Source organism: Ruegeria sp. AF2, assembly GCF_056542025.1.
This window is the reverse complement of record NZ_JBQFZC010000001.1, coordinates 475,407-499,676: the sequence shown is the minus strand read 5'-3', so window position 1 is coordinate 499,676 and position 24,270 is coordinate 475,407. Positions and strand designations below refer to the sequence as shown.

Sequence of the window (24,270 nt, the reverse complement as noted above, 5' to 3'; positions counted from 1 at the left end):
ACTCATGACGGAAACCTTCGATCATATCGTCATCGGCGGCGGCTCTGCCGGCGCAGCCGCTGCAGCGCGACTGGTCAACCAGGGCAAGTGCAGGGTTCTGGTGCTGGAGGCCGGGCATTCGCACCGCCATCCGTTGCTGGACATGCCGCCGGGTATCTTCAAGATGATCAACGGGTCCAAGTTCATGACCTACCACCAGACCGAACCGCAGGACCACCTGGACGGTCGCGTGCATGACATTCCGCAGGCCAACGTGCTGGGTGGCGGGTCGTCTGTGAATGCCCAGGTCTATATGCGCGGCCGCCCTTCTGATTATGACGCGTGGGACGACCTGCTACGACAGACCAACGACGGGGTCGGCTGGGGATGGGATGATGTGCTGCCCTACTTCCGTAGAATGGAAGACAATAACAGGCTTCACAATGACCTGCATGGCAGCAACGGTCCGGTGCAGGTCTCGGATCCGGGGCATATCGACGACATGTCACGTTGGTTTGTTCAGTCGGTGCAGGCCCTTGGCGAACCATTCAACACGGACTTTAACGGCGCAACGCAGCGCGGTGTCGGGTTCTATCAGTTCACCAATCGCGCCGGTAAGCGCAGTTCGTCTGCCTATGCGTTTCTCGCCCCTCTCGAGACGAACCCGAACTTGACCATCCAGCTTGGCGCAACGGTCAGCAAAGTCATCATCGAAAACGATAAGGCCGTCGGCGTGCAGTACCGAGACAAACGCGGAGCCCACACGGTCCGGTGCGATGGTGAAGTTGTCGTTGCGGCGGGCGCTCTGGTGACGCCAAAAATCCTAATGCTATCAGGCATCGGACCCGATGCACATCTTGCCGATCACGGTATTCCCGTGATCTGCCCATTGCCTGGGGTTGGCCAGAACCTGATCGACCACCCCGAAGTTCCAATTACCGCCTTTGCCAACGGTCCCTACGGATACTTCAAACAAGGTGAGGGCTGGCGGATGCTTCGCAACGGCATCCAGTTCAAACTGTTCGGCAGCGGACCGGTGACTTCCGCCGGAGTCGAAGCCGGCGCGTTTGTCAATCCGTCGATTCCTGATGGAGAACCAACCATTCAAGCTTTTTGCGTGCCAATTGTTTATCTGGATCGCGACGCTCTGGACGAGGTGCAGGATGACTTTGGCCTGACCGTTACGACCGTCGTGGTCAAACCGAAATCACGCGGAGAGGTCCGGCTTCGCTCGGCCGATCCTCACACCATGCCAGTGGTCTCGCCCAACCTTCTGAAGCATGAAGACGACATGCAAGAGATGATCCGGGGGCAGCGGTTCTTTCGCCGGGCATTCACGTCGGGCCCGCTTGCTCAAAGGGTTCGCGAAATCGTCATTCCCACAGCGGACGACGACCAGACGCTACGAGCACATTGCAAGCGATTCGTAAAAACCAACTATCACCCGGCGGGCACTGCCAAAATGGGCCGGGACGGCGACGGAATGGCCGTGCTGGACGCCAGAATGCGCGTGCGCGGGATCGAGAGCTTGCGGGTGTGCGACATGTCAGCCGTGCCCGACATCAACGCCGGCAACACAAACGCACCTGCCATGATGCTGGGCGAACGATGCGCCGACCTGATCCTCGGCATCGGATCAGCCCGCGAGATACGCAATTCCTAACCTGAGCTGCGGCGTCGCCCGTCATTGATCCGATTTCTAACGCAGAATATGGCGTCGCCCTGCCCGACCCACCGAAAGTAGACTACCCTGCCTCAATGCGCAGAACGTGGCCAAAGGTCATGGCGCGGACGGAAAACGCCTTACAGAAAATCGTCCCGCCTGGGCGTGAAGCAGTCGATCAACTCTCCGGCAGCCAGGCAAACACAACCATGGCTTACACCGGACGGAATAATCAGGCTGTCACCGGGTTCCAACGCTCGCTCCTGATCTCCGATGACAAAGTTGAACCGCCCGGACCGCACAAATGTCGATTGCACATGCGGATGGTCGTGCAACACGCCTTCGGCACCTTCTTCAAACCGGAATGAAACCATCATGAGGTCTTCATTATCCGCCAAAACCTGGCGCGTGACACCTGAGGCAGGTGATACAATCGGATAGCTCTTGGTCATAGTGCGAGGTCCTTAGTCAGTTGGCGGCGTTCAATTTATTCGAAATACTCGGCATGTTTCGAGTGAACCTCCTCGATGGTCTTGTCGATGCGGCCCAGATGGCGGCGTATCATCTCGGTCGCAGTCGCCTCGTCGCGGTCTGCCAGCGCTTTTACCAGCTCAACATGATCCCGAACCAGAATGTCGGCCTCGCTCTCGCGCCCAAGGCTTAGAACGCAAAGGCGGTCGATCTTTCTTTTGCATTCCTGAATCGTGTTGAAGGCCAGCGGGTTGCCGCTCAACTCACAAATCAGCCGGTGAAAGTCATAGTCGAGCTGATGGAACTTCTCGGCTTCGTTCCTTGAAACGACGTCTTTCTGCTGCTTGAGATTGTCCTCCAGCAGCTTCGAATATTCGGGCTTCCAGTTCCGACATGCAGCGCGCACCACTTCCAACTCGACCGAGAGGCGAACAAAGCGCGCATGACCGATCCGTTCCATGGAAAAACTACGTACCCGCGTGGCTTTCTGTGGTCGGATCAGCAGCAAATCCTGCGCCTCAAGCCTGTTGAAAGCATCGCGGACCGGCTGCCTCGACACTTCGAACTTTTTTGCAATATCTGCTTCGGACAGTTTTGTTCCCGGCAGAATTTCCAGTGAAACGATCGCCTCGTACAAACTCTCATATACGATGTCAGTGGTGGTGCGCCGCTCGATTTTATCCGTAATACTTTGCATTTCCTGCCTTTTTCTGCGCGTGACCAACACCGGCGGCATTCTGGGCCACTAGGCCCCTCCCTCCGATATTCCTCAATGTATCTCCAACCAATCCTATTGGCACGCGCCGTGCGATGCTTTTTGAGGATCCCAAACAAAATTGTTGACAATACTAGTATCCTAGTCGACTACAATAGGCAACACTGCTGAATGCTCGTTAAGGCTCAAAGACCAAAACGGGCGCACTGACTGGATGACCGGGGACCCAAAGGGACAGGAAAATGACCGAATTGAACGCTGAACAGATTGGCCCTTACTTGGAACTGGCAGGGAAGGTTGCGATCGTAACCGGCGGCGGACGGGACATTGGCCGCGCCTGCGTCATGAAACTGGCCAAGGCTGGAGCGTCGATCGCGATCAACTATCACAGCTCATCTTCGGGTGCGGAATCGGCGGTTCAGGAAATAACGGCTGCCGGAGGTAAGGCGATTGCCATACAGGGCGACATGACCTCCGGTGCGGATGTGGAAAGGCTGATCTCGGAGACTATTGCGACATTCGGACCTCGGATCGACATTCTTGCCCACGTGACCGGCGGATTGCTGGCCCGGAAGACCCTGTCTGAGATGGATATGGAACATTGGTGCCATGTCATGGACCTGAACACCACTTCTTTTGCTCGCACTGTTCAGGCCGTGTTGCCGCATATGAAAAAAGGCGGCGCGATCGTCGGGTTTGCGAGTCAGGCGGGGCGTGACGGGGGTGGCCCAGGCGCGGTCGCCTATGCGGCCTCGAAGGGTGCGGTCATGACGATGACGCGTGGATTGGCCAAAGAACTGGGGCCGGACATCCGGGTAAATTCGGTTTGCCCGGGCATGATCGACACCGATTTTCACAATGTCTTCACAAAAAGCGAAGTGCGGACCAACGTGGTCGGCGCCACGCCGCTTAAACGCGAAGGCACATCTGAGGATGTCGCCAATCTGGTCGCCTATCTGGCCTCAGACGCCGCTGCTTTCATTACGGGCGCGAACATCGACATCAACGGAGGCCTGCTCTTCTCATAACCGGCCTTCGCCGGGCATCGAGTCAACTGTCTGTTTTCTAGGGAGGAAAATATGAATATCAAACTGACTAAAACGCTGATGAGTGCCGCGACCGTGGTCGCAATTACCGGGAGCGCATCCTTCGCAGAGGATTGGCGCGGGTGGAATATCCACGTGGATGGTTACCCAAACACCATCGCGATGGACAAATTCGCAGAACTCGTTACGGAAAAAACTGGCGGTGAAATCAGCCTTCAAATGTTCCATGGGGGCACGCTGGGCAGTCAGCCCGACGCGGTTGAACAGGTCCGCGCAGGCGCATTGGAAGTCGGCAACTTTAACCTGGGCCCAATTGGCCCGATTGTCGCCGAGGCCAATGTTGTATCGTTGCCCTTTATATTCAAAGACGTCCCGCACATGTTCCGCGTCTTGGACAGTGAGGGTGGCGAGGCAATTGCGGCGGGCATGGCAGCCAAAGGCTTGACACCTCTTGCGTGGTATGACGCTGGCGCTCGCTCCTTCTACAACGGAACAAAGGCAATCAACGCACCTGCCGATGTTGAGGGAATGAAAGTTCGGGTCATGAATAATGACCTCTTTACAGGCATGATTTCTGAGCTTGGTGGCAACCCATCGCCAATGGCGTTTGCCGAAGTTTATCAGGCGCTGAAAACCGGTGTCGTCGATGGTGCCGAAAACAACTGGCCATCATACGAGTCAACTGGCCACTTCGAAGTTGCAGGTTTCTATTCGCTGTCTCAGCACCTGATAATACCCGAATGTATCTGCATTAATACCGACACGTTCAACGCACTGTCACCTGAGATGCAGGCCGCGGTTCGAGAGGCAGCTCAGGAATCTGCAAAACTTCAGCGGCAATTGTGGGCCGAGCGCGAAGCAGCCAGCCGTACAGCCGTCGAAGAAGCTGGTGTGGTCGTGAATGAAGTGGCCGACAAAGCCCCGTTTCAAGCGGCTATGGGCCCGGTTTACGAAGCCTACTTTACTACGAACCCCGATTTACGCCCGCTTGTCGAGACTATCCAGGCGACGGACTGATTTAGCTACATTGGGTCTGATATTGTCCGGTCCCGCACATGCGGGTCCGGACGCCTGATCAAGAGTTGTGAGCCAATGAGTTATACTTCCCTGCCCCCGGCACCAGTGCGCAAGATGATCCAGATCCTGGATTGGATCGCCGATATTTGCCGGGTTTTGACTGGTGTCGCACTGGTTGTCATCACGGTCATATTCGGATGGCTTGTATTTGGTCGCTATGTCCTGAATGCGACGCCGACCTGGGTCGAGCAGGTCGCCTTGCTACTCGTCATGACAATAGCGTTTCTCGGGGCGGCTGTAGGTGTACACGATAACACGCACTTGTCCGTGTCTCTCGTGCGTTCCGCAGTTCCTCCACGTGTGAGGACCATTTTGGTTATCTGCACAGACGTGCTTATGTCTGGGTTCGGCGCCTTGATGCTGTGGTTCGGAGCTCGACTTACGATCTTTAAGTGGGGATCGCTAATCCCATTGATTCAAGTCCCCGAAGGCTTGCGTTCATTGCCTCTCACAATTGGCGGAGGCCTCATATTGCTCTTTTCCGTTGGTCATCTAATCCGCCTCTATGTCGGTTTTGACGAGCGCAATGACAGCATCGAATAGAGGCGAATGATGGGAATACTTCTGTTGCTTGGCGTGTTCGCCCTCTGCGTTCTGATCGGAACGCCTGTAGCATTCGCGCTTGGAATAGCGGCCATTTCGGCATTTTGGTTCGAAGGCTTACCCTTGATGATCGGATTTCAGCGGATCGTCTCCGGGATCAATGTATTCTCGTTGATGGCGATCCCGTTCTTCATTTTTGCAGGTGAGCTGATGTTCCACGGCGGGATAGCCATGCGTCTCGTCAGGTTTGCTTCAGCCGCTGTCGGGGCCGTGCGCGGCGGCTTGGGAATTGTGAACGTGTTTTCTTCGATGCTTTTTGGGGGGATTTCAGGGTCGGCCATCGCAGACATTTCCGCACTGGGGTCTATCTTGGTTCCTGTGATGAAAGAGAAAGGTTACGATGCAGATTACGCCGTAAACGTGACCGTCACGTCCTCGATTGCCGGAATAATTATTCCACCCAGTCACAATATGATCATTTTCGCGATCGCAGCCGGGGGTGGAATATCGATCTCGAAGCTATTTCTTGCAGGCGTTATTCCAGGAGTTTTGATGTGCCTTTGCCTTGCTGTGGCGGCGTACCTTGTAGCGGTGCGCAGAGGTTATCAAGCTGAAACCTTCCCGGGTTGGCAAGCGCTCGTGGTGAGCTTCTTCAGTGCTATTCCAGGGCTTTTGACGGCTGTGATTATCGTCGGCGGTGTGTTGTCGGGTATTTTCACCGTTACGGAGTCCGGAGCGTTTGGGGCCATATATGCATTCGTGGTCACACTGATCGTCTACAGAAGCATAACGTGGGAAAACTTTTGTATTGCTGTCGCTTCTGCTGTGCGCACGACGGCGATGGTAATGATATTAATCGCATGCGCTGGTGCGTTTGCCTACATGCTGACCTTTTACAGAGTTCCGGACAGAACCGTAGATCTGCTTACTGGGTTGACAGAAAATCCTATACTCATCTTGCTGATGGTAAATGCGGTTTTGTTGTTGCTTGGAATGATTATGGATATGGCAGCGCTTATTCTGATCTGCACACCCATTTTTCTACCCGTTGCCAACAGCCTTGGGATTGATCCGCTGCAATTCGGGATGATCTTGCTCGTGAATTTGGGATTAGGATTGTGCACACCACCGGTCGGATCGTGCCTGTTTGTCGGTTGCGCCGTGGGTAAATTGCCAATGGAGAAAGCCGTACGAACAATATGGCCCTTCTACTTGGCAATTCTCTTCGCATTAATGCTTATCACTTTTGTACCCGCGATTTCACTAACACTGCCAAGCTTGGTTGGGTGAATAAAGTAAATTCAAGTTTAAAGGCAGACACTTGAAGCTAAGCTTGCGTTCGAGTTTCTCTCTTAATGAAAAAAGGAAACTGACATGTCGCAAAAACCCAAAGTGAATGCTCCCGTCGAGCACATCAGTGTTTTTGATGTCTGCGGTGGCGAAATAGAGATTGGTCGGCCCAAAGATCGATGGACGATGCTTTTCGTCTATCGCGGGCGTCACTGTCCCAGATGCAAGCGATTTCTCAACAAATTGAACGCCATGCTGGCTGATTGGAGCAGCGTCATGGATGTAGTGGTCGTTTCTGCTGACTCTAAAGAAAAGGCTTTGGCCGACAAGGAAGAGTTCGGTTGGACATTTAACTTGGGCTTTGGATTGACCGAAACGCAGATGCGATCACTTGGACTCTACGTGTCGGACCCTCTTTCGGAGGCTGAGACAACCACATTGTTTGCAGAGCCCGGCGCATTCGGAATTCGACCAGATGGCAGTTTGATGTTGGTCGACATTTCGAATGGCCCTGCTGCGCGCCCGGATCTTGAAGAATTGCTAGACGGAATGAAGTTCAATATCGAAAACAACCGACCGACCCGGGGAACAGTTTTTTAACTGCAACGGTGCAGTCAGGCGAATTCGAACCAGTCTCAGCTAGGCCAGTATAGCTGTCCTTCATTCGTCACAAAGACCCCGCCACTCGGCGAGAGCGGCGGTGAGTATCAGCTTGAAGGTGCCTCGTCTGGCAAGCGCTCTTTCTCGTTGAAGTGGTTGTAGACAGAGGAGTTGACGGCGGCGAGCTTCTGCAAACTTCGCATCCGCCTGAAACGTTGCATGGCGCGTTCGCGTCGTCGGAAAGGCAGGTGCGAATTCTCGACGCAGTTGCTGAGCCACCAGCCCGTTTTCTGTTTTTTGTCAGTACCAAGCTCTCTGAAAGCGGTTCTATATGAGGCGAAGCGATCTGTGACAACGTTTTCCGCTTTACCGTGTCGCTCCATCAATGTCTTGAGGAATTTCAGCGCTGCAACTTTGTTTCGGCGTTTGGTGACAACGGCTCCCAGCACCTTGCCCTCATGATCTACGACCCGCCAGAGGTAATGCTTCTTGCCATTAACCTTCACAAAACCTCATCCACATGCCACTTCCATTTCGAGAATGCGCGCAGTTGTTGCACCCGCTTTCTTCGGATCTCAGAGGCAAACATCGGGCCAAACCTGTTCCACCAATAGCGGACAGTTTCGTGGCTGACATCGATACCTCGCTCGTGCAGCAGATCTTCGACATTCCGAAACGAAAGCGAGAAACGGTTGTACAGCATGACCGAAAGGCAGATGATCTCTGGACTGGTTTTAAAGTATTTGAAAGAGGCAGGTCTGGTCATGGGTAAATGCTGAGAAAGCCCCCTGCCCGCCTCAAGGCAAGGTCTACCGACGAGACCTTTGGGATTGATGACGTCTTTATATTGAATGGTGTCAGTTTTGATCGAAGTGATTTGAGTGTTTATTTGGGGTCCGCAATTTTGGGCATAGACACAGACAATGATGGATTTGCCGATACAACCATCGTTCTAGGGGGCGATTATTCCGGTTCGGAATCTACGGTGAAAGATCTCGATGAGGCGACGGCCATAGCAGCTTCATTTCCACCAAAATGCACAAGACGATGTTTTTCACATTGACGAAGACGATGTCATCGCTGGAAACATCCTAGCCAACGACAACTGGTACACAGGCGGAGGACTAACCGTATCCCTGCTTTCAGGTCCGGAAGAGAGGCTACCAAACCTGAATAATGATGGATCGTTTACATATGAAGCAGATTCAGATGTCTTGATTTGGTCGCCCCCGGTGACGAGATAGTCCAGACATTCACGTATGAACTTGTAGACACGTTCGGTAGAACTTCCGAAGCCACGGCCTTCATTTCTGTAAACATACTGGATGACAGCGTATCGCTTTCGGGAAGTCGGAGACGAGACCATATCAATGGCTTGGATGAAGCTGACATCCTGGAGGATGGCTTCGGAAGAGACAAATTGGATGGTGGGGAAAGCGCCGATATCCTGAGAGGCGGACCAGGCCGCGGTGTTCATATTAGTGGAGAGGAAGCTGACCTTCTTGAGTTTCACTTTTTTGATGGCTTCAACATCATGACTGATTTTGAAGTTGGGATTGATCAGATTGGGATTGGCTCAGGTCTATTTGCAGACAATATCTCTGACATTAAGTACCGGGATCTGGATGACGGGGTGCTGCTTAATTTAAGTGGTGCCAAAGTCTTAGTTGAGGATCTGGCATTTATGGATCTGAGCGAAGATTCATTCGCTTGGTTATAGCGAATATCTGTGCTCGCGCGTTAGAATCTATAGCGTTGTAGAGCCCAGGTTGCCCTACTGAAACCAAAGTCTTGAAAGTGAATCTACCAATTCGGATTGATCCATGCATCAAGCTGCATTTTGAACTGGGCACACGGCAGGCCGCACAACGCCCGAAGTCCTGAATGGTAGACCGATCACGCCACCGATTCTTGTCCACCTCTTGGTACATATTGTGGCAGTTATTTTTTTGCATGAAAAATGGTTACTCAAATAGGGTTGTTCCCCCTTGGTCCGCCACTTACTCCCTATGTGCGACAAATAGTTTTGCCTTTTGCGATAGAAATTTTCCATTACGCCGCACAGCCATGCCTTCTGCCAAGTGGTTACGTCGTACATATTTCCCTTTAACAACTGGTTTTGGGCGAAGCCCTTCAGGGTGCTCGTCTCTAAAACCTGCTCCCGGCGAGGGTTGGGGGGTAGCAAGTGCAATATAGTTCGAAAGGGTGGTGCGCCTACAGGCGTCCGCCCAGGACGGGCTTTGCGCGGTGCCCTCATGACGGCACAGCTCTGCAATACTTTCCTCGCCTATTTGGCCGTCCAGTAAAATCTGGATCTTTTCTTGTGCGGAATACTGTTTACGGGTCGAACGCCAAATGTCCTTTGCTGGCTTCTCACCGTGACTCTGCTTGTTTTAGGGGTTCTTTCTCATCTCCACTCCTTGGCAGCTACGATGAGCCAGAAATCTACTCTTATCAAATCGACCAATACTGTCCCAATGGTACTGACGTCAGACACCGGAAGCTAATGATATAGACCAGAACTAAGGCCCACAATAAGGCACTGATTTTCTTAAATTATTCAAGTTAGCGCCCAATAGTTAACGGCACAGTAAGATTGGGCGTGGGAGCTCACTTCGGGCGGCGTCAATCCTTTGGCTATCACCTCCTCTGCCCCGGACAGTTGGGGGTACAGATAGAACACTCCGAGCCGTCAACGCTATGATGCGATCCTGTTCCAAACCGGAAACGATTCCATATTAGGAAGCCTATGTCTGTTGGTGGTTCTGAAGAAATTCTTTCCAGTGGCGTGTGCGCGGGTTTAGATAAGATGCAGCTTGAGCAGGGCCTACATGTGCTAACAGGTCAAGCCCGGTCACGAACGGCGAAAAATCATCTTCAACACGCCCCCACGGCCTGACATCATATTCCATGTATTCGACGTTGATCCCTGCCAATTCAAACTCCTTGTGTTCCAGATAGTTGCGTGCGCCATGCCCGGTGACATAGCGCGTTCCGCCCAATTCTTGGACGATTTGCAGTATCCTGTTCGAGCCTGTTTCTGTGACATTTAGATCGGTGCTAAGGTGATACTCGCTCGGATTTATGCCAAACTGTGATGCTAGTCCTTTACTGCTGGCGACAATCGCGTCGCAAAGGCCGTCATGCTGATTCAGGTGTAGAACTGGTGCTAGTGCGGAGTCTAGGTAAGGCGTCCCGCTAAGCGATTTCTTGAGTTTATCGATGTGTAAATCTAGCCAATTTGGTTCAGCAGCAACGATGTCAACGATATCTGTCCTGTTTTTAGTATGCTTTACTGGTATGCTAAGCCAGGCGCTGCCAGAAGGCGATCTAATCTGTACGCGGTTAGTAAACGAGCGTCTAGAAAACTGCGCATCTACCAGCCAAACGACTACATCAGCTAAAGCGAGTTGGGCCAAAAAACCTGGCCACGGAAAATACATAGGTTGCGAAATGACGACAGTAGTCATGCAAATTTCCGTCGAATATACCCACCGGGCGAAGAGGACAGCACAAGCTTGCCGTTCAACACCGGATCAACTTCGAATAGGTCTGCTTCTGACATATAGTCATTAAGCGCTGATAGCGGCTCGTTCCCGGCAAACCACGATTTGGAACGGTTTTGTGGGCTGTCCTTCTGGCCGACATACCCGATCATCGTATCCGCAACGACCATGTAGCAGCCAGGTGTAACCAACGGACCGTATGCACGGCACTCGGCCAGAACATGATCGCGGCTGTGGTCGCTGTCTAGAACTACCATGACTTTGGCGCCTTCTGGGATCTCGGCACGCACGGCGGCCAGCGTATCCTCGCTGGTCGACGGCCCCTCAATTAGAGTGACTCGTTTCGACATAGGGTGTTTGTTGATCGTGTCGCGGTTGTGAGCGCGGATATCTATGTCGACTCCGATCACGGTGCCGTTGCCAATCAACTGCAATAGTGAGGCCATAAACAGCACCGAGCCACCGCGTGCCACGCCGGTTTCGATAATGACATCGGGTTTCGTGTTCCAGATCACTTCCTGTGTCGCCATCACATCTGCAGGCATCTGAATAATGGGTGCTCCCATCCAGCTCCACAGATAGGAGTAGTCATAAGGGTCAAGTTGTAACATATGTGCAATTGAACTTTGAAAAACATGCTCGTCTTGCCCAAGCGCCAAGCATTGCTTTTCCTTGTGAGCTTCAAACTCTTTGCGGTCGTCTTTTGACGTCATGATTTGCCTTCAGCATTTTTATTGGTGATTTGCCACGCTCTGGAGCTCTCATCTAAGCTTTGTTACAGGTCGTGTCACCATCCATTGTGTGAGTAAGAACTTTTGTCGCGAACATTCGCGAAGGTCTGACACGCTTTTGAACAATCCGAACACTCTTTTCGCTAGTTGCCAGAATCAATAACTCTAAGGTCTCTGTTAGAACAATAGAGTGTCCCACTTTGAATAAGTGTGCCGAATTCTTAGAACGTTCTAGCTAAAACTGGGGCCATTTAGCTATCGTTACATCATAGCCGCCTCGGTGTCTCTTATGAATTGGCCCTTGATCAGTTCAACCAACTCGAATTTCCCCAGCTTTAAACGTCCTACTCTAAAAGGACTCGTTAACTCGCAGTCTATAGGGGTCGTCGGTCTGGTATTGACGGTCTCGGGACGTTATGAAAAACGAAGTCCTGTGGTATGAGGGGTTTTGACATGGCTGCGACCCTATCCGACGCAGACCGGAATTCCCTCTCCCTGTCATGACATGTATTCAGAAGGGCTGACTATCTGATGGAAAACCTAGACGACGTCGCCTCAAAGTATTTGCAGCCACCTAGTGTCGAGATTGAGAATGATCTCATGATGCGGTGGTATCCCGAAAGGGTGTTTGAGCGCACAGGACATGTCGGGCGTTTGCTAGAGCTTGGGTTGGGGCATGGTTACACAGTTCCCTTCTTTTTCGGGATGAGTGACCAGCACGTCGTCGTTGAAGGCTCTCAAAAGGTCATCGAGAATTTTCAGTCCAAGAACCCTTGGTATACTGGATCATTGGAGGCGGGGTACTTCGAAACTTACACACCTACCGACACCTTCGATCTGATTGTCATGGGATTCGTGCTCGAGCATGTGGATGATCCAGTCGCCATTCTAAGCCGGTACAAAAAGTTTCTAGCTCCCAACGGTCGCATTTGGATTGCTGTACCGAATGCAAAATCGTTAAACCGGCGCCTCGGGCTTGAGATGGGGATGATCGAGGACATTTATGATCTGAACGAAACGGATTTAATGCTCGGACATCAACGCAATTTTTGCCGCGATACATTGCGAAGCGCCATCGAGCTGGCCGGGTACAGAGTAACGCATGAGGAAGGGCTTTACCTGAAGCCTCTTCCATTGGGTGTTCTCAGAACGCTAGATAACTTTGAAGAGAACATGCGCGCGATGATGGCTGTTGGCGTTGACTTTCCAGATCTTTGTGTTGGTCTTCTTGTAGAAGTGTCTCATGACTAGAGCTGTTTGTGCGGGGCCTGAGTTGTGAACGAGCGCCGACGTATTCTGGTCACCGGCGTAGGAGCGCTCATAGGCCAGGGCATCGCCAGCAGTCTGCGGGATGACGGGCGGTCGTGGTTAATTGGACTTGACCGGCGCATGTCGCTATTCGGCGCAGAGCTGTGCGATGAAACTCTGCTGAAACCCAAGCTAGACGAAAGCTCAGATGCGTATCTGACGTTCTGGAAAGATTTGGTGCAGGATCACGGAATTGAACTGATTATTCCAGGTATCAGCATCGACATGGCGTTTCTAGACGCCCACCGAAGTTTTTTCGAAGACCTCGGGGTAGCGTTGGCCCTAAACACATCGCATCTTATCGCGTTGACTGAAAACAAGTCGGATTTTGCAGCCGACTATGCGCAGTTGGGGTTGCCAGTCATCCCGTCGATTACAGGAGGTGGCACTTGGGAAGCGGCCTGCGCGGCGCTGGGGAAACCGCCATTTCTTTTGAAACCCAGCACTGGGGAAGGCTCCGTTGGCATTGTACTTCTTCATGACGAAGTAGATTTTGATTATTGGAGCGGAAAAACCTCGGGCGAATTTCTTGTGCAACGGATTGTTGGTACGGACGACGATGAATATACTGTCGGTACATTTGGCTTTGGCGACGGCGATTACATTGGCCCACTGATCTTTCAGCGCCGATTGACACGTGCCGGTAACACTGGCGAGGCAAAGACCGTCACTCATGAAGCCGTATCCAAAGCAACTGATACAATCATGCGCTACTACAAGCCGCTGGGTCCAACCAACTTACAATTCCGTTTGGAAGGTGAGGATGCCTATCTTCTTGAAATCAACCCTCGGTTTTCAAGTAGTTGTTCCTTGCGAACCGCTTTCGGGTTCAACGAAGCTGAGATGTGTGTTGACTTTTACCTGAACCGACGACGGCCTGCGCAACCTGTCTTGCGTGAAGGGATTGCGCAGCGTCACAACGCAGATCGGATACGTTATGCTGGGCCTGATCTCTGATATTCATGCCAATCTGGCCGCGCTTGAGGCGGTTTTGGCTGACGCGAAGTCCAAAGGGGTGACAGAGTTTGTGTGCCTTGGCGACGTTATTGGGTATAATGGTCAGCCGGAAGAATGCGTACAACTGCTCAAGGCAGAAGGGGTGCGCAATATACTGGGCAATCACGACAGCTACGTTACGTCGGGACAGAATTGCGAACGCTCTAAGGTCGTCGCGGGTATCATAGACAAACATCAGACAGAGCTAAGTTCGGACAGCGTGGCATGGTTAAGCCGATCAATGGACAGCATCCAGGATGGCACAACATTGTTTGTACACGGAGGACCGCAGGATCATGTCGATGAATACCTCTATAAAGTGGGGATCGATACGTTTCCCAAAGGCGTAACACGGCTCTTTGCGGGTCATACCCATGTGCAATGCATTCTAGACTTCGGTACGCACGTCTTTTGCAATCCGGGCTCGGTCGGACAGCCGCGCGATGGAGACCCACGTGCAGCTTACGCAATCTTATCAGATGGCCAGATTGCCCTGCACAGAGTCGTTTATGACATCGACCGCACGATACGCGCGATGAAAGAGCGCGGGTACGAAGAGTTCATGTATCGCGGACTTGCCAAAGGCGCCCAGATCAACGGGCGTATTGACGAGATTGTGAAAGCCTAAGGAGAGGCCAAGGTCTCGATTACCCGACAGACTCGATCAATGTCCCCGTCTGTCATGTCGTGAAAACTGGGCAGGTTCAGTGCCCGCTCGCAAATATCATGGGCATGCGGGGTAGGCGCTTCTACGAACATAGGCTGGCTGGAAAGCGGGTAGAAAAATACACGCGCATCAATGTTTGCTGCCTCGAATGCTGCCAAGGCCCTCTCACGGGAGACGCCAAGTGCCTTGTCAAAAACAACAGTGGGCATCCACGCGCCATTCCGAACGTGAGGAGGCTCAGGGTTCATCGATAGCCCTAGATGCGACAGCCGCTCTTTGTAGGCCGCTAGTATCTCCGCTTTGCGGTTCGTCAGTTCCTCAATGCGCTCAATCTGCCCCATTCCTATTGCAGCTTGAATGTTTGACATCTTGAATTTGTAGCCGACCGTATCAGCCCAGAATTGTTTTTTCTGCGCCTTGTCACGTCCGTGATTGGACAGCGTCAGAATGCGATCCGCCAAAGCATCGTCATCGGTCACCAGCATCCCGCCTTCGCCGGTGGTCAACGTTTTCGTACCATGAAAAGAGAAGGTCCCGAACTTTCCCATCGCGCCTGTATGTATGGCGCGATATCGCGCACCCAACGCTTCGGCCGCGTCTTCGATAAGCACCACTCCACATTCATCTGCGATGCTCAACAGTGTGTCCATCTCACAGAGATTACCGTAGAGATGTGTGGCTATGATGGCCTTGGTTTTCGATGTAATCGCCGCGCGGACCTGATCAGGATCAATACACCAACTGTCTGGCAAGATATCAACGAAAATCGGTGTTGCGCCCAAATGCACGACGGGAGCAACCGTAGCGATCCAATTTGTGTCGGCAAGGATGACCTCATCGCCCGGACCGATACCTAGCGCAGCCAGACCCATCTCCATCGCGCCCGTGCAACTGGAAGTCGAAATAGCATGTTTTGTTCCGACATACTCTGCGAAGGTCGCCTCGAAGCGATGAATGTAGTCATAACATTTCGGCCCCCAACCAGTGCGGGCGGCATCTGTGGCATAACTAACCTCGAGATCGGTGATAGAGGGTCGGGTATAGACGATGCGGTCGGTCATAGGATTTGCAGTTCTGGCACAGCAGTTACAAAACGGGTATCTACAAGCCAATCAAGTGATTGCATAATCTCGGTTTTCAGGTTCCATGGGAATATCACCAGGTAGTCTGGACGTCGGTTCTGTAGCTCGTCTGGCGCCAGAATGGGGATATGACTGCCCGGTAGGTATTTGCCGATCTTAAATTCTGCAGCATCACATACGAATTCAATGGCGTCTGGACCAACGCCTGCGAAGTTCATAAGCGTGTTGCCTTTCGCGGCTGCGCCGTATCCTGCTACCGACTTTCCCTCCGCCTTAGCATCCAGCACGAACCGCAAGAAATCGTCTTTGACCTTTTCCGCTTTGAGTTGGAAACCTGTGTAGAAGTCATCGTCATTCATTCCGTGAGATGCTTCGAGATCACGCATGGCCTTCACGGCGTCGGTTTGCGCATGTCTGGCTCCTTCAAGACAGGCAAAGAGACGCAAGCTGCCGCCATGAGTTGTTAGTTGTTCAACATCGAACACCCGCAAACCTGCCGCCGCCAGAATACGCTCGGCTGAAAGAAGAGAAATGTAGGAGAAATGTTCGTGATACACGGTATCGAACTGGTTTTGCGTCACCAGGTTCAACAAATGCGGAAACTCGAGTGTGACCACGCCCTGAGGTTTTAGGCAAACCGCCAGCCCTCGCGAGAAACAGTTAATGTCGGGTACATGGGCAAAGACATTGTTACCTATGACAAGATCAGATTTGGCCAGCCCCTTAGCCAACCCTTCCCCGAAGAACTCCTCTACAACATTGATCCCGATTGCCGTCGCTGCGGAGGCGGTGGAATGTGTGGGTTCAATACCTAGGCAGGGGATCCCTGCCTTCCGAAAATTGCGCAGCAGATAACCGTCGTTGGATGCAACCTCGATCACATGAGAATCCGCATCTAGAGCAAATCGTTCGATAACCGTGTCGCAATAGGCTTTGGCATGGGCAAGCCAAGAGGTCGAGGTGGAAGAAAAATAAGCGTATTCTTCGGTGAATAGCGCCTCGCCCGACGAGAAGTCTTCCGTTTGTACAAGGCGGCACTCCTTGCACACGAAAAGCCGCAGCGGATAGGTCAGTTCGGGACGAGAAAGCGCTTCCGCACTTAGATAATCGTTTGACGGGGGTGCATATCCCAAATCAAGAAACGCCATAGTGCGTGAAGACAGACAATGTCGGCAGGTATTGGTCATAAGGGGCGAACATCCAGCAGGGCAGGCAAGTTTTGATCTCTTTCCGACATAAGCGTGATAGGTAAGGGCCAATCAATGCCCAGATCGGGGTCTGTCGCACGCACACCACCCTCAAGTTCCGGTGTGTACGGAGCAGTGTGGCAATAGTGTAGCGTCGCAGTCTCGGTCAATGTCTGGAAACCATGAGCGCAGCCCTCAGGAATGTAGATTGCGTTCCCAGCCTCAGCGCATAATGTGATTGCTCTGCTTTGACCAAAGGTTGGAGAGCCTTCGCGCAGGTCAAGCGCCAGATCGAATACCTTTCCTTCGGTTGCACGTATAAGCTTTGCCTCAGCCATCGGCGCACGCTGAAAATGCAGACCGCGCAAAGTACCTTGCCCCTTGGTTTGCGACATATTCATTTGCACCCAATTGGTCAGCAGACCGGCTTGCGCAAAAACGTCAGCACAGAATGTACGAGCAAAAGCACCGCGGGCATCGGACTGGCGCGCCAACTGGACTTCGTAAAGCCCATCAATATCTTGAGGGATAAGCTTCAAGATTCACCATAATATTGCAACTGTTTAAGTGAGACCGCACGAGGGCACTGGCCCTCCGCAACAGACTGGTACCACTGTATTGTAGCGCGGATGCCGTCTTCGAAAGACCAACAGGCGAAATGACCCAGCAGTGCCTCTGCCTTGTCAGTGGCAAGCCGGAGAATCTGAGCTTCGTGGGCAGAATTGGATTTCCGAGAAGTATCTTCCCATGCGCCCGGCCACATGGAGAGTGCCGTTGTAACAACGTCCTTTACGGTTCTTACCCCCTCAGATGGTGGACCAAAATTGAACGCACTTTGGAGATCGGGATCTGCCGACGTAAACAGCTTTTCCGCGAGTATCAAATACCCTCGCAGAGGCTCCAGGACGTGTTGCCATGGTCGAACGGAATTCGGGTTGCGCACTTTGACTGGAATGTCGGCCGCCAGGGCACGTGCAATATCGGGCACGATGCGGTTCTCGGCCCAGTCGCCACCGCCAATAACGTTGCCTGCGCGCGCCGAAGCCATACGGATCTCTGTCTTTGCAAAAAAAGATTTTCTCCAGCTATCGACGCCAATTTCCATCGCGGCTTTGCTGGAACTATATGGATCATGACCACCTAGGGGATCAGTTTCGCGAAATGGCCGCGCTTGTTCGTCGTTGGCATACACTTTGTCTGTAGTTACCATAACCACGGCGCGTGGACCGGTCAGATCACGCAGCGCCTCCATAAGATTGAGCGTCCCCATCACATTGGTGGACCAGGTCTCAATCGGGGTTTCGTATCCACGTAAAACCAAAGATTGTGCTGCCATGTGAAAAACAATTTCGGGGTCTGACGCTGTTACGGCGTTTGTCACGACAGACGAATCTCGAATGTCACCGATAATGTGCCTGATGGTATCTTCTAGTTTCAGAGAGGAAAAAAAGGGACTTTCAGGTGCCAGTGCTATGCCAGTGACTTTGGCACCGAGTTGCGTCAACCACAGCGCAAGCCATGCACCTTTGAACCCGGTATGTCCGGTAATCAGAACGCGTTTGTCTTTCCAGAACGCATTCATCACCAAGTTTTCCATGGTGCATCGCCGGATTTCCAAAGCTCTTCAAGGTAATCACGATCCCGCATCGTATCCATCGGAGCCCAGAAACCCGAATGCTTGAACACTGAAAGCTGTCGCTCAGTTGCCAGAGTTTCCAATGGAGCGCGTTCCCAAATCGTTTCGTCTCCGTCGATGTAGTCAATCACCTCAGGCTCACAGACAAAAAAACCGCCGTTAACCCAGAAGCCATCTCCATCGGGTTTCTCGTTAAACCGGGTCACAAAATCACCCTCGATCTCCAAGGCTCCGAACCGCGCTGCTGGTTGCAAGGCGGTAACGGTCGCACGGCTGCCAGTTCTTTTGTGAAAGGCCAAAAGCTTGGTAATATCAAGGTCCGTCACACCGTCGCCGTATGTAAGACAAAACGTGTCGGTCAGATGCTCCTTCACACGCTTTAGGCGGCCACCGGTTTGGGTTAGCTGACCGGTGTCGACCAATGTAACCTGCCAAGGCTCCGAGTATCGATTGTGCACCTTCATCTTATTGTCTTTTAGATCAAATGTGACATCGGATGTATGTAGAAAGTAGTTCGCGAAATACTCTTTGATCAGATAGCCTTTGTAGCCGCAGCAGATGACAAATTCAGTGATCCCATGGGCGCCATAGATTTTCATGATGTGCCATAATATGGGCAAACCACCAATTTCAATCATGGGTTTTGGGCGGAGGTGAGATTCTTCACTAATCCGAGTTCCAAGCCCGCCCGCTAGAATTACCGCTTTCAAATCATCGCTCCGCTCTGTTCTAATCGACCAACAGGCCGCAGATAATTGAATTCCCTTTAAGCATGATAACTTTGATTAGCAAGGAGAGTGGTGTGAGACGCGTCGAGCTGGTCTCAGTTTGCTACATAATTTGAAAACCCATGTGAATCAAAGCTGCCACTTTGGGTCAGCTCAAAGTTCGGTCGTGAGTTGAGTTGGCGTTCCTGATTGAACTCGGGTATTGCCAAGTTGTCTGCGGCGGACTGCGATCTATTCGCAGATGTTGTCTCATGCCGCCATTCTACCGGAGTAGTCAGCCCAGAGGTTGAGCGTATCTGATCGAGCGCAACGAAGTGAGGCTGCTCCCGCCCGAACAAGCCAAAAATTCAAGAGTCAGAAGCTGGTTAGCATGGAATAATTCCAGTTCAGTTGCCAGCACCTATATTTTCACAGATTGACTTCGATCGTGTTTTGGGGTTGGACACATGCGAAAATATCAAGTTATGAGCCGCGCTGGACCGCATATCTACACCGTCAAATTTCTAATAGACCATAATTCGACGCCGTGTAGCCCACTAGATCTCCGGTATTAGCCGCATAAGGATGCACCATGGTCCCACTAGTTATTCCCACACGTAACCGTCCAATGTCTTTGTCCTTTCTCCTTAAGTATCTGGGCGAGTTCAATCCGGGACAACGTGTGGTGATCGCCAATGGCAGTCATCATTCATACCTTGCTGCTTATGAGGAAGCGGTACGTGACAACGACAGTCTTTTGCAGATCGAATATAAGGAGTACGATTCCGATCTGCATTTTCGGGACCGCATGGTTGATTGTGTGAGCGGGTTGGATGATGACATTATCTTCGTCGGAGCAGATGATGATTTTCCTGTGCTTGATACACTCTATCAAGGTGTTGAATTCCTGCGCGCAAACCACGACCACGTCGTCGCTATCGGCGGGATCATTTGCCTGTCAATGTTTGACGAAGATCAGTTCAACGCGAAATTTCTTCATGCATTCAGCCTTCAAGACGAAGACATAGTTTCTCGTCTGTCTAAATACAGCCAATGGGCCTTCGCGACCAGTTATGCTGCGACACGCCGCGATCACTACCTTGAAAGATGTAACAACTTACAGCTTAATGCCATGAAAATATTTGGCGACTATAATATCGGCCTCCACGACTGTCTGGCTGGGAAGATCAAGGCCTTGCCAGAAATTGGCTACTTCACCACAAAACTAGCCACTCATAGTAGGTTTGGACCGCCCAGCCGTCTGCATTATCTGGAGCATGCACAAGAAACCTTAAACCTGAGAGATTACTATACTGAAAAAATTGCCTCAACTACGGCAATTGACAATCAAGAAGCTCGGTCAATCGCAGATAAACTGATTGCAATGAAAATTGCCCATTGGACAGGTGGCAGCCCGCAGTTTTTGGATGGGTTTGGGTGTTCATCGCTGTTCCGTGATGAAACTGTGCGCAAACAATATGACGCGTTTCAAGATCTATTTCGTCAAGGTACAGCAGAGCAAAAGAAACTTGGAGGCAATCTAAGGAAGGTTGTCGACGCAATGTTGGAAATTAGTGAGGCTAATTCAGATAATCACGGTGAGCCGGAAAAGTACGATTCAATAGAATATTTTTTGGCTTCGACCAATGGCGGTATTTCGCGGCCATGACAGAACGCCTCGTTAAGGAGTAAATGGATGAGACGAAAGATTAAGCGCAAACTTGCTAAGATGTTTTCTGCGCGCCGCTCGGAGAACAGTGCGAAGCCGAGGCCCGAACCAAAAAAACCAAAGCAGATCATTAGCCCACGGTTTAATATAACCTTTTCCCCAGAAACGCTTGAAAGAAAGTGAAGTGGGCCTGCTTTCAAAGGGCGTATTTCTGTCGCGAAATTTATCGCTGAGCGTGGAAATTTCGTCGGATCAACAGGTCAAGCAGCCAAATCCGCGATGCGTTGAAACTAACCGAGTCCAGGCGTAATTTATCCTCCGCGGATCATGTGTGTGTCTTCGATACCTGCAAGTGTTGCCTTCGCTGATCGCGCGTACGATACCAATTGGTTCCGTGAAGCATTGAAAGACAATGGGATACGCGCCTGTGTCCCCGGAGGAAAACAGCGCAAAAAACCTACAAATATGACAGGCGAAGATACCAAAGGCGCAACCCGATCCCCGCCTCCGGTCCATGTTGATCCGCGCCCATGGCTGGACCCACGATCTGAAGTCCGGAGTTCAACTGATGGAAGTTGCGCGGCGTGAAAGCGTCCCCGGCGCTTTCATCCTTGCCCGTGCTCAGCTCGCGTTTCTCTCACTGAAGATTCAGGCCGCGCTTCTCAACGGCACCCAGCCGCCCGAACTTACACTCAAGCGTCTGGTCAGCGTGACCCACCCACTTGATTGGTCCGAACAGGAACGCCTGTTCGGCTTCTGACATCTCCAGATCCTGCGTCCCTGATGCAGACTTCGCCCTCCCTGATCCGGCGGAACAATTCCCCGTTCGCACGAGAAAATTCCCTGCTCCACCTTTTAGGGAATTTGCAACATAAACCCCTGTAAAACATTCAGTTCTGACAGGTGAAATTACTGAACTCAGACCCGTTTCGCGAAAATTCCCTGTAAATTGCCGGGTATCAGGAAAACCCCACCCAAAGCGATCCCGCCAAAATGCGGCACTGAGACTGGGGCCTGAATCGTGATCCGAGTGTACGATCTGCTCCGTCTCTAATTGAAAGCGTATGCGTCAACTCGCGGGAATTGCGGAACAATTCCGGGTCAAAAAACACAACTGAAGTGAGACAGGGAAGTGAGACAGGTATGAGTGGCGGGGAGACAGGGATTCGAACCAGTCTCAGCTAGGCCAGTGTAGCTGTCCTTCATTCGTCACAAAGACCCCGCCACTCGGCGAGAGCGGCGGTGAGTATCAGCTTGAAGGTGCCTCGGCTGGCAAGCGCTCTTTCTCGTTGAAGTGGTTGTAAACAGAGGAGTTGACGGCGGCGAGCTTCTGCAAACTTCGCATCCGCCTGAAACGTTGCATGGCGCGTTCGAGTCGTCGGAAAGGCAGGCGCGAATTCTCGACGCAGTTGTTGAGCCACCTGCCCGTTTTCTGTTTTTTGTCAGCACCAAGCTCTCTGAAAGCGGTTCTGTATGAGGCGAAGCGATCTGTGACAACGTTTTCCGCTTTACCGTGTCGCTCCATCAATTTCTTGAGGAATTTCAGCGCCGCAGCTTTGTTTCGGCGTTTGGTGACAACGGCCTCCAGTACTTCGCCCTTATGATCTACGGCCCGCCAGAGGTAATGCCGCTTGCCATTCACATTCACGAAAATCTCGTCAACGTGCCACTTCCATTTTGAAAAGGCTCGGAGTTGCTGAACACGCTTCTGCCTTATCTCAGCAACAAACATCGGGCCAAACCTGTTCCACCAATATCGGACAGTTTCGTGGCTGACATCGATACCTCGCTCGTGCAGCAGATCTTCGACATTCCGAAGCGAGAGCGAGAAACGGTTGTACAGCATGACCGAAAGGCAGATGATCTCTGGACTGGTTTTAAAGTATTTGAAAGAGGCAGGTCTGGTCATGCGCAAAAGCTACGCAACACCCCCACCCCGCTCAAGCAAAGTTCTTCTTAAAAGACCATCAGAGCAATTCAATCTGACAAGACGTAAAAAAGGCTTGTAATACTATCTACCTATTGATAGGTAGTTTGAATGAAGCACAAACCCCGACGGAGGTACTCAGATGAAGATTTATGATGTCGAAGGGTTCCCGAACCCTGCCCGTGTTCGTATTGCGCTGGCTGAAAAAGGCGCGTCAGACAAAGTTGAATTCATCCCTGTGGATGTGATGGGCGGCGAACATCGTACACCTGAGTTCAAAGCCAAAAACCCCGATGCCGCGGTGCCTTGTTTGGAACTGGAAGATGGATCGCACATCGCTCAATGCAACGCGATCACTGAATATATCGACGCAACCTTCGATGGCCCATCATTGACCGGCGTGACTGCGCAAGAGCGCGCCCGAATCTCGATGATGAATCTGCGCGCGGAAAACGGTCTGTTAAATGCGGTCGGCACCTACTTCCACCATGCCACACCTGGCCTCGGCCCGGACCTGGAAACCTATCAATGCGCCGAATGGGGCAACAAACAGAAAGAGGTTGCCGGAAACACTATGGCCTATCTGGATGCGGTATTGGCCGAAAACGAATACTTGGCTGGAGACACATTCTCGGTGGCTGATATCACCGCCTTTGCAGGATTGGCGTTCGCCGATTTTGCTAAAGTTGAAATTCCTGAAACCCTGACCAACCTGCAAGCTTGGCGTGCTAAGATGGCGGCCCGTCCATCTATCGCCGGCTAAGCGAGAACTGCCATTTAAGTTGAAAGGACCCCTCCCATGGAACTCAACTCGGACTTCTCTTCGCGTGTCGTTGTTCACTCTGATCAGCTTGAGTGGCAGGCCTCGCCCATGAAGGGTGTGGACCGGCGCATGCTGGACCGAATTGGTGGCGAAGTCGCCCGCGCCACCACCATTGTGCGCTATGCACCAGGCAGCAAATTCTCGGCCCACACCCATACGGGTGGTGAAGAGTTCATAGTTTTGGACGGAGTCTTTCAGGATGAGCATGGCGATTTTCCCGAAGGCACTTATGTGCGCAATCCCCCAACGACCGAGCATACGCCCGGCTCAGAACCCGGCTGCACGATCTTCGTCAAACTCTGGCAGTTTGACATGGATGATCGCAATCAGTTCCGCAAAACCATGGCCGACGAACTGGCCGCACCCGTGAACGGGGTCGCCACTGCGACCCTGCACAAGGATGACCGCGAGGTTGTCACTTACAGCCATGTTGATGCAGGCACCGAGATTACTTCGAATGCGCCGGGTGGTATCGAGCTGTTAATGATTGGCGGATCGCTGACCTCAGGCGGTGACGTTCTGAAAAAGAACGACTGGCTACGCCTGCCTGAGGGTGAAGCGCTGTCGGCTATGGCTGGCCCAGACGGGGCGAAGGTCTGGATGAAGACTGGCCACCTGCCCTTTGCACAGCCACCGGTGGTTTAATT

Annotated in this window: 23 protein-coding genes and 4 pseudogenes; 16 read left to right on the top strand and 11 right to left on the bottom strand. The window is 52.2% G+C overall.

Annotated features, from left to right (window positions below):
• Positions 1–4: 4 nt before the first annotated feature.
• Positions 5–1,642 (top strand): GMC family oxidoreductase, encoded by a 1,638-nt coding sequence (locus ACR0NM_RS02450; protein WP_480561289.1) that lies wholly within the window; start codon positions 5–7, stop codon positions 1,640–1,642.
• A 140-nt stretch (positions 1,643–1,782) separates the two neighbouring features.
• On the opposite strand, the gene ACR0NM_RS02445 is transcribed toward ACR0NM_RS02450, so the two are convergent.
• Positions 1,783–2,094 (bottom strand): cupin domain-containing protein, encoded by a 312-nt coding sequence (locus tag ACR0NM_RS02445; RefSeq protein ID WP_170396125.1) that lies wholly within the window; start codon positions 2,092–2,094, stop codon positions 1,783–1,785.
• A gap of 35 nt (positions 2,095–2,129) precedes the next feature.
• Positions 2,130–2,810 (bottom strand): GntR family transcriptional regulator, encoded by a 681-nt coding sequence (locus tag ACR0NM_RS02440; protein ID WP_480613060.1) that lies wholly within the window; start codon positions 2,808–2,810, stop codon positions 2,130–2,132.
• A 260-nt stretch (positions 2,811–3,070) separates the two neighbouring features.
• Between ACR0NM_RS02440 and ACR0NM_RS02435 the strand changes: the two genes are divergently transcribed.
• The 5 genes from ACR0NM_RS02435 to ACR0NM_RS02415 all read left to right on the top strand — a co-directional run bounded on the left by ACR0NM_RS02435 (position 3,071) and on the right by ACR0NM_RS02415 (position 7,384).
• Positions 3,071–3,856 carry an SDR family NAD(P)-dependent oxidoreductase gene (locus tag ACR0NM_RS02435; RefSeq protein ID WP_480613057.1) on the top strand — a complete coding sequence of 262 codons (786 nt, stop codon included), beginning with the start codon at positions 3,071–3,073 and terminating at the stop codon, positions 3,854–3,856.
• 51 nt (positions 3,857–3,907) lie between these two features.
• Positions 3,908–4,891 carry a TRAP transporter substrate-binding protein gene (locus ACR0NM_RS02430; protein WP_480613055.1) on the top strand — a complete coding sequence of 328 codons (984 nt, stop codon included), beginning with the start codon at positions 3,908–3,910 and terminating at the stop codon, positions 4,889–4,891.
• A gap of 75 nt (positions 4,892–4,966) precedes the next feature.
• Positions 4,967–5,494 (top strand): TRAP transporter small permease, encoded by a 528-nt coding sequence (locus tag ACR0NM_RS02425; RefSeq protein WP_170396119.1) that lies wholly within the window; start codon positions 4,967–4,969, stop codon positions 5,492–5,494.
• 9 nt (positions 5,495–5,503) lie between these two features.
• A complete protein-coding gene (locus ACR0NM_RS02420; RefSeq protein ID WP_170566058.1) occupies positions 5,504–6,784 on the top strand; it encodes a TRAP transporter large permease in 1,281 nt (426 codons plus the stop codon).
• An 84-nt stretch (positions 6,785–6,868) separates the two neighbouring features.
• Positions 6,869–7,384, top strand: a complete 516-nt coding sequence (locus ACR0NM_RS02415; RefSeq protein ID WP_223117806.1) for a redoxin domain-containing protein — start codon at positions 6,869–6,871, stop codon at positions 7,382–7,384.
• Between the two features lie 60 nt (positions 7,385–7,444).
• On the opposite strand, the pseudogene ACR0NM_RS02410 reads toward ACR0NM_RS02415, so the two are convergent.
• A pseudogene (locus tag ACR0NM_RS02410) lies at positions 7,445–8,150 on the bottom strand (IS6 family transposase).
• A gap of 283 nt (positions 8,151–8,433) precedes the next feature.
• Here ACR0NM_RS02410 and ACR0NM_RS02405 point away from each other — a divergent pair.
• Positions 8,434–8,628: pseudogene (locus ACR0NM_RS02405) on the top strand (hypothetical protein); the annotation flags it as partial.
• A gap of 131 nt (positions 8,629–8,759) precedes the next feature.
• Positions 8,760–9,104: a hypothetical protein gene (locus ACR0NM_RS02400; RefSeq protein ID WP_170399850.1), complete on the top strand. Its 345-nt coding sequence runs from the start codon at positions 8,760–8,762 to the stop codon at positions 9,102–9,104.
• A gap of 1,027 nt (positions 9,105–10,131) precedes the next feature.
• Here the strand turns inward: ACR0NM_RS02400 and ACR0NM_RS02395 are convergent.
• Positions 10,132–10,854 carry a WbqC family protein gene (locus ACR0NM_RS02395; protein ID WP_480613053.1) on the bottom strand — a complete coding sequence of 241 codons (723 nt, stop codon included), beginning with the start codon at positions 10,852–10,854 and terminating at the stop codon, positions 10,132–10,134.
• Complete coding sequence (locus ACR0NM_RS02390) at positions 10,851–11,603, bottom strand: cephalosporin hydroxylase family protein (protein ID WP_480437993.1); 753 nt, start codon at positions 11,601–11,603, stop codon at positions 10,851–10,853. Before ACR0NM_RS02390 ends, ACR0NM_RS02395 begins: the two co-directional genes overlap by 4 nt.
• A gap of 549 nt (positions 11,604–12,152) precedes the next feature.
• Here ACR0NM_RS02390 and ACR0NM_RS02385 point away from each other — a divergent pair.
• From ACR0NM_RS02385 to ACR0NM_RS02375, 3 genes are read left to right on the top strand one after another with little or no spacing between them, the layout of a single operon-like run.
• On the top strand, positions 12,153–12,872 hold the full coding sequence (locus tag ACR0NM_RS02385) for a class I SAM-dependent methyltransferase (protein ID WP_480613051.1): 720 nt from the start codon (positions 12,153–12,155) through the stop codon (positions 12,870–12,872).
• A 24-nt stretch (positions 12,873–12,896) separates the two neighbouring features.
• Positions 12,897–13,886 (top strand): ATP-grasp domain-containing protein, encoded by a 990-nt coding sequence (locus tag ACR0NM_RS02380; protein ID WP_170399829.1) that lies wholly within the window; start codon positions 12,897–12,899, stop codon positions 13,884–13,886.
• Positions 13,867–14,553, top strand: coding sequence for a metallophosphoesterase family protein (locus tag ACR0NM_RS02375; protein ID WP_170399826.1), 687 nt, complete (start codon positions 13,867–13,869; stop codon positions 14,551–14,553). The genes ACR0NM_RS02380 and ACR0NM_RS02375 overlap by 20 nt, the downstream gene beginning before the upstream one ends.
• Here the strand turns inward: ACR0NM_RS02375 and ACR0NM_RS02370 are convergent.
• Genes ACR0NM_RS02370 through rfbF form a run of 5 tightly spaced genes read right to left on the bottom strand, consistent with a single transcriptional unit; the run spans position 14,550 to position 19,207 of the window.
• Positions 14,550–15,653, bottom strand: coding sequence for a DegT/DnrJ/EryC1/StrS family aminotransferase (locus tag ACR0NM_RS02370; protein WP_170627347.1), 1,104 nt, complete (start codon positions 15,651–15,653; stop codon positions 14,550–14,552). The two genes, ACR0NM_RS02375 and ACR0NM_RS02370, sit on opposite strands and share 4 nt — an antisense overlap.
• A complete protein-coding gene (locus ACR0NM_RS02365) occupies positions 15,650–16,861 on the bottom strand; it encodes a class I SAM-dependent methyltransferase (RefSeq protein WP_170399820.1) in 1,212 nt (403 codons plus the stop codon). Before ACR0NM_RS02365 ends, ACR0NM_RS02370 begins: the two co-directional genes overlap by 4 nt.
• On the bottom strand, positions 16,858–17,400 hold the full coding sequence (rfbC, locus tag ACR0NM_RS02360) for a dTDP-4-dehydrorhamnose 3,5-epimerase (protein WP_170399817.1): 543 nt from the start codon (positions 17,398–17,400) through the stop codon (positions 16,858–16,860). Before rfbC ends, ACR0NM_RS02365 begins: the two co-directional genes overlap by 4 nt.
• Complete coding sequence (gene rfbG, locus ACR0NM_RS02355) at positions 17,397–18,458, bottom strand: CDP-glucose 4,6-dehydratase (protein ID WP_480613048.1); 1,062 nt, start codon at positions 18,456–18,458, stop codon at positions 17,397–17,399. The genes rfbC and rfbG overlap by 4 nt, the downstream gene beginning before the upstream one ends.
• Positions 18,443–19,207, bottom strand: a complete 765-nt coding sequence (gene rfbF / locus ACR0NM_RS02350) for a glucose-1-phosphate cytidylyltransferase (RefSeq protein WP_170627351.1) — start codon at positions 19,205–19,207, stop codon at positions 18,443–18,445. Before rfbF ends, rfbG begins: the two co-directional genes overlap by 16 nt.
• 589 nt (positions 19,208–19,796) lie before the next feature.
• Between rfbF and ACR0NM_RS02345 the strand changes: the two genes are divergently transcribed.
• The 3 genes and pseudogenes from ACR0NM_RS02345 (at position 19,797) to ACR0NM_RS02335 (ending at position 21,633) form a co-directional block, all read left to right on the top strand.
• Positions 19,797–20,873, top strand: a complete 1,077-nt coding sequence (locus ACR0NM_RS02345) for a TIGR00180 family glycosyltransferase (protein WP_480613046.1) — start codon at positions 19,797–19,799, stop codon at positions 20,871–20,873.
• Positions 20,874–21,239: 366 nt separating this feature from the next.
• A pseudogene (locus ACR0NM_RS02340) lies at positions 21,240–21,373 on the top strand (IS5/IS1182 family transposase); the annotation flags it as partial.
• Positions 21,374–21,387: 14 nt separating this feature from the next.
• The gene (locus ACR0NM_RS02335) at positions 21,388–21,633 is read left to right on the top strand and encodes a hypothetical protein (protein ID WP_223117798.1); all 246 of its coding nucleotides are present in this window, start codon (positions 21,388–21,390) and stop codon (positions 21,631–21,633) included.
• Between the two features lie 442 nt (positions 21,634–22,075).
• Here ACR0NM_RS02335 and ACR0NM_RS02330 read toward each other — a convergent pair.
• A pseudogene (locus ACR0NM_RS02330) lies at positions 22,076–22,782 on the bottom strand (IS6 family transposase).
• 160 nt (positions 22,783–22,942) lie between these two features.
• On the opposite strand from ACR0NM_RS02330, the gene ACR0NM_RS02325 reads away from it, so the two are divergent.
• Positions 22,943–23,563, top strand: coding sequence for a glutathione S-transferase family protein (locus ACR0NM_RS02325; protein WP_170399737.1), 621 nt, complete (start codon positions 22,943–22,945; stop codon positions 23,561–23,563).
• Positions 23,564–23,599: 36 nt separating this feature from the next.
• Positions 23,600–24,268, top strand: a complete 669-nt coding sequence (locus tag ACR0NM_RS02320; RefSeq protein WP_170511673.1) for a cupin domain-containing protein — start codon at positions 23,600–23,602, stop codon at positions 24,266–24,268.
• Positions 24,269–24,270 lie beyond the last annotated feature (2 nt).

Bases quoted from the DNA above. Each gene is read 5' to 3' on its own strand.
- ACR0NM_RS02450 (WP_480561289.1), top strand. From the start codon at position 5: ATGACGGAAACCTTCGATCATATCGTCATCGGCGGCGGCTCTGCCGGC.
- ACR0NM_RS02445 (WP_170396125.1), bottom strand. From the start codon at position 2,094: ATGACCAAGAGCTATCCGATTGTATCACCTGCCTCAGGTGTCACGCGC.
- ACR0NM_RS02440 (WP_480613060.1), bottom strand. From the start codon at position 2,810: ATGCAAAGTATTACGGATAAAATCGAGCGGCGCACCACCACTGACATC.
- ACR0NM_RS02435 (WP_480613057.1), top strand. From the start codon at position 3,071: ATGACCGAATTGAACGCTGAACAGATTGGCCCTTACTTGGAACTGGCA.
- ACR0NM_RS02430 (WP_480613055.1), top strand. From the start codon at position 3,908: ATGAATATCAAACTGACTAAAACGCTGATGAGTGCCGCGACCGTGGTC.
- ACR0NM_RS02425 (WP_170396119.1), top strand. From the start codon at position 4,967: ATGAGTTATACTTCCCTGCCCCCGGCACCAGTGCGCAAGATGATCCAG.
- ACR0NM_RS02420 (WP_170566058.1), top strand. From the start codon at position 5,504: ATGGGAATACTTCTGTTGCTTGGCGTGTTCGCCCTCTGCGTTCTGATC.
- ACR0NM_RS02415 (WP_223117806.1), top strand. From the start codon at position 6,869: ATGTCGCAAAAACCCAAAGTGAATGCTCCCGTCGAGCACATCAGTGTT.
- ACR0NM_RS02395 (WP_480613053.1), bottom strand. From the start codon at position 10,854: ATGACTACTGTCGTCATTTCGCAACCTATGTATTTTCCGTGGCCAGGT.
- ACR0NM_RS02390 (WP_480437993.1), bottom strand. From the start codon at position 11,603: ATGACGTCAAAAGACGACCGCAAAGAGTTTGAAGCTCACAAGGAAAAG.
- ACR0NM_RS02385 (WP_480613051.1), top strand. From the start codon at position 12,153: ATGGAAAACCTAGACGACGTCGCCTCAAAGTATTTGCAGCCACCTAGT.
- ACR0NM_RS02375 (WP_170399826.1), top strand. From the start codon at position 13,867: ATGCTGGGCCTGATCTCTGATATTCATGCCAATCTGGCCGCGCTTGAG.
- ACR0NM_RS02370 (WP_170627347.1), bottom strand. From the start codon at position 15,653: ATGACCGACCGCATCGTCTATACCCGACCCTCTATCACCGATCTCGAG.
- ACR0NM_RS02365 (WP_170399820.1), bottom strand. From the start codon at position 16,861: ATGACCAATACCTGCCGACATTGTCTGTCTTCACGCACTATGGCGTTT.
- rfbG (WP_480613048.1), bottom strand. From the start codon at position 18,458: ATGGAAAACTTGGTGATGAATGCGTTCTGGAAAGACAAACGCGTTCTG.
- ACR0NM_RS02345 (WP_480613046.1), top strand. From the start codon at position 19,797: ATGGTCCCACTAGTTATTCCCACACGTAACCGTCCAATGTCTTTGTCC.
- ACR0NM_RS02335 (WP_223117798.1), top strand. From the start codon at position 21,388: ATGTTGATCCGCGCCCATGGCTGGACCCACGATCTGAAGTCCGGAGTT.
- ACR0NM_RS02325 (WP_170399737.1), top strand. From the start codon at position 22,943: ATGAAGATTTATGATGTCGAAGGGTTCCCGAACCCTGCCCGTGTTCGT.
- ACR0NM_RS02320 (WP_170511673.1), top strand. From the start codon at position 23,600: ATGGAACTCAACTCGGACTTCTCTTCGCGTGTCGTTGTTCACTCTGAT.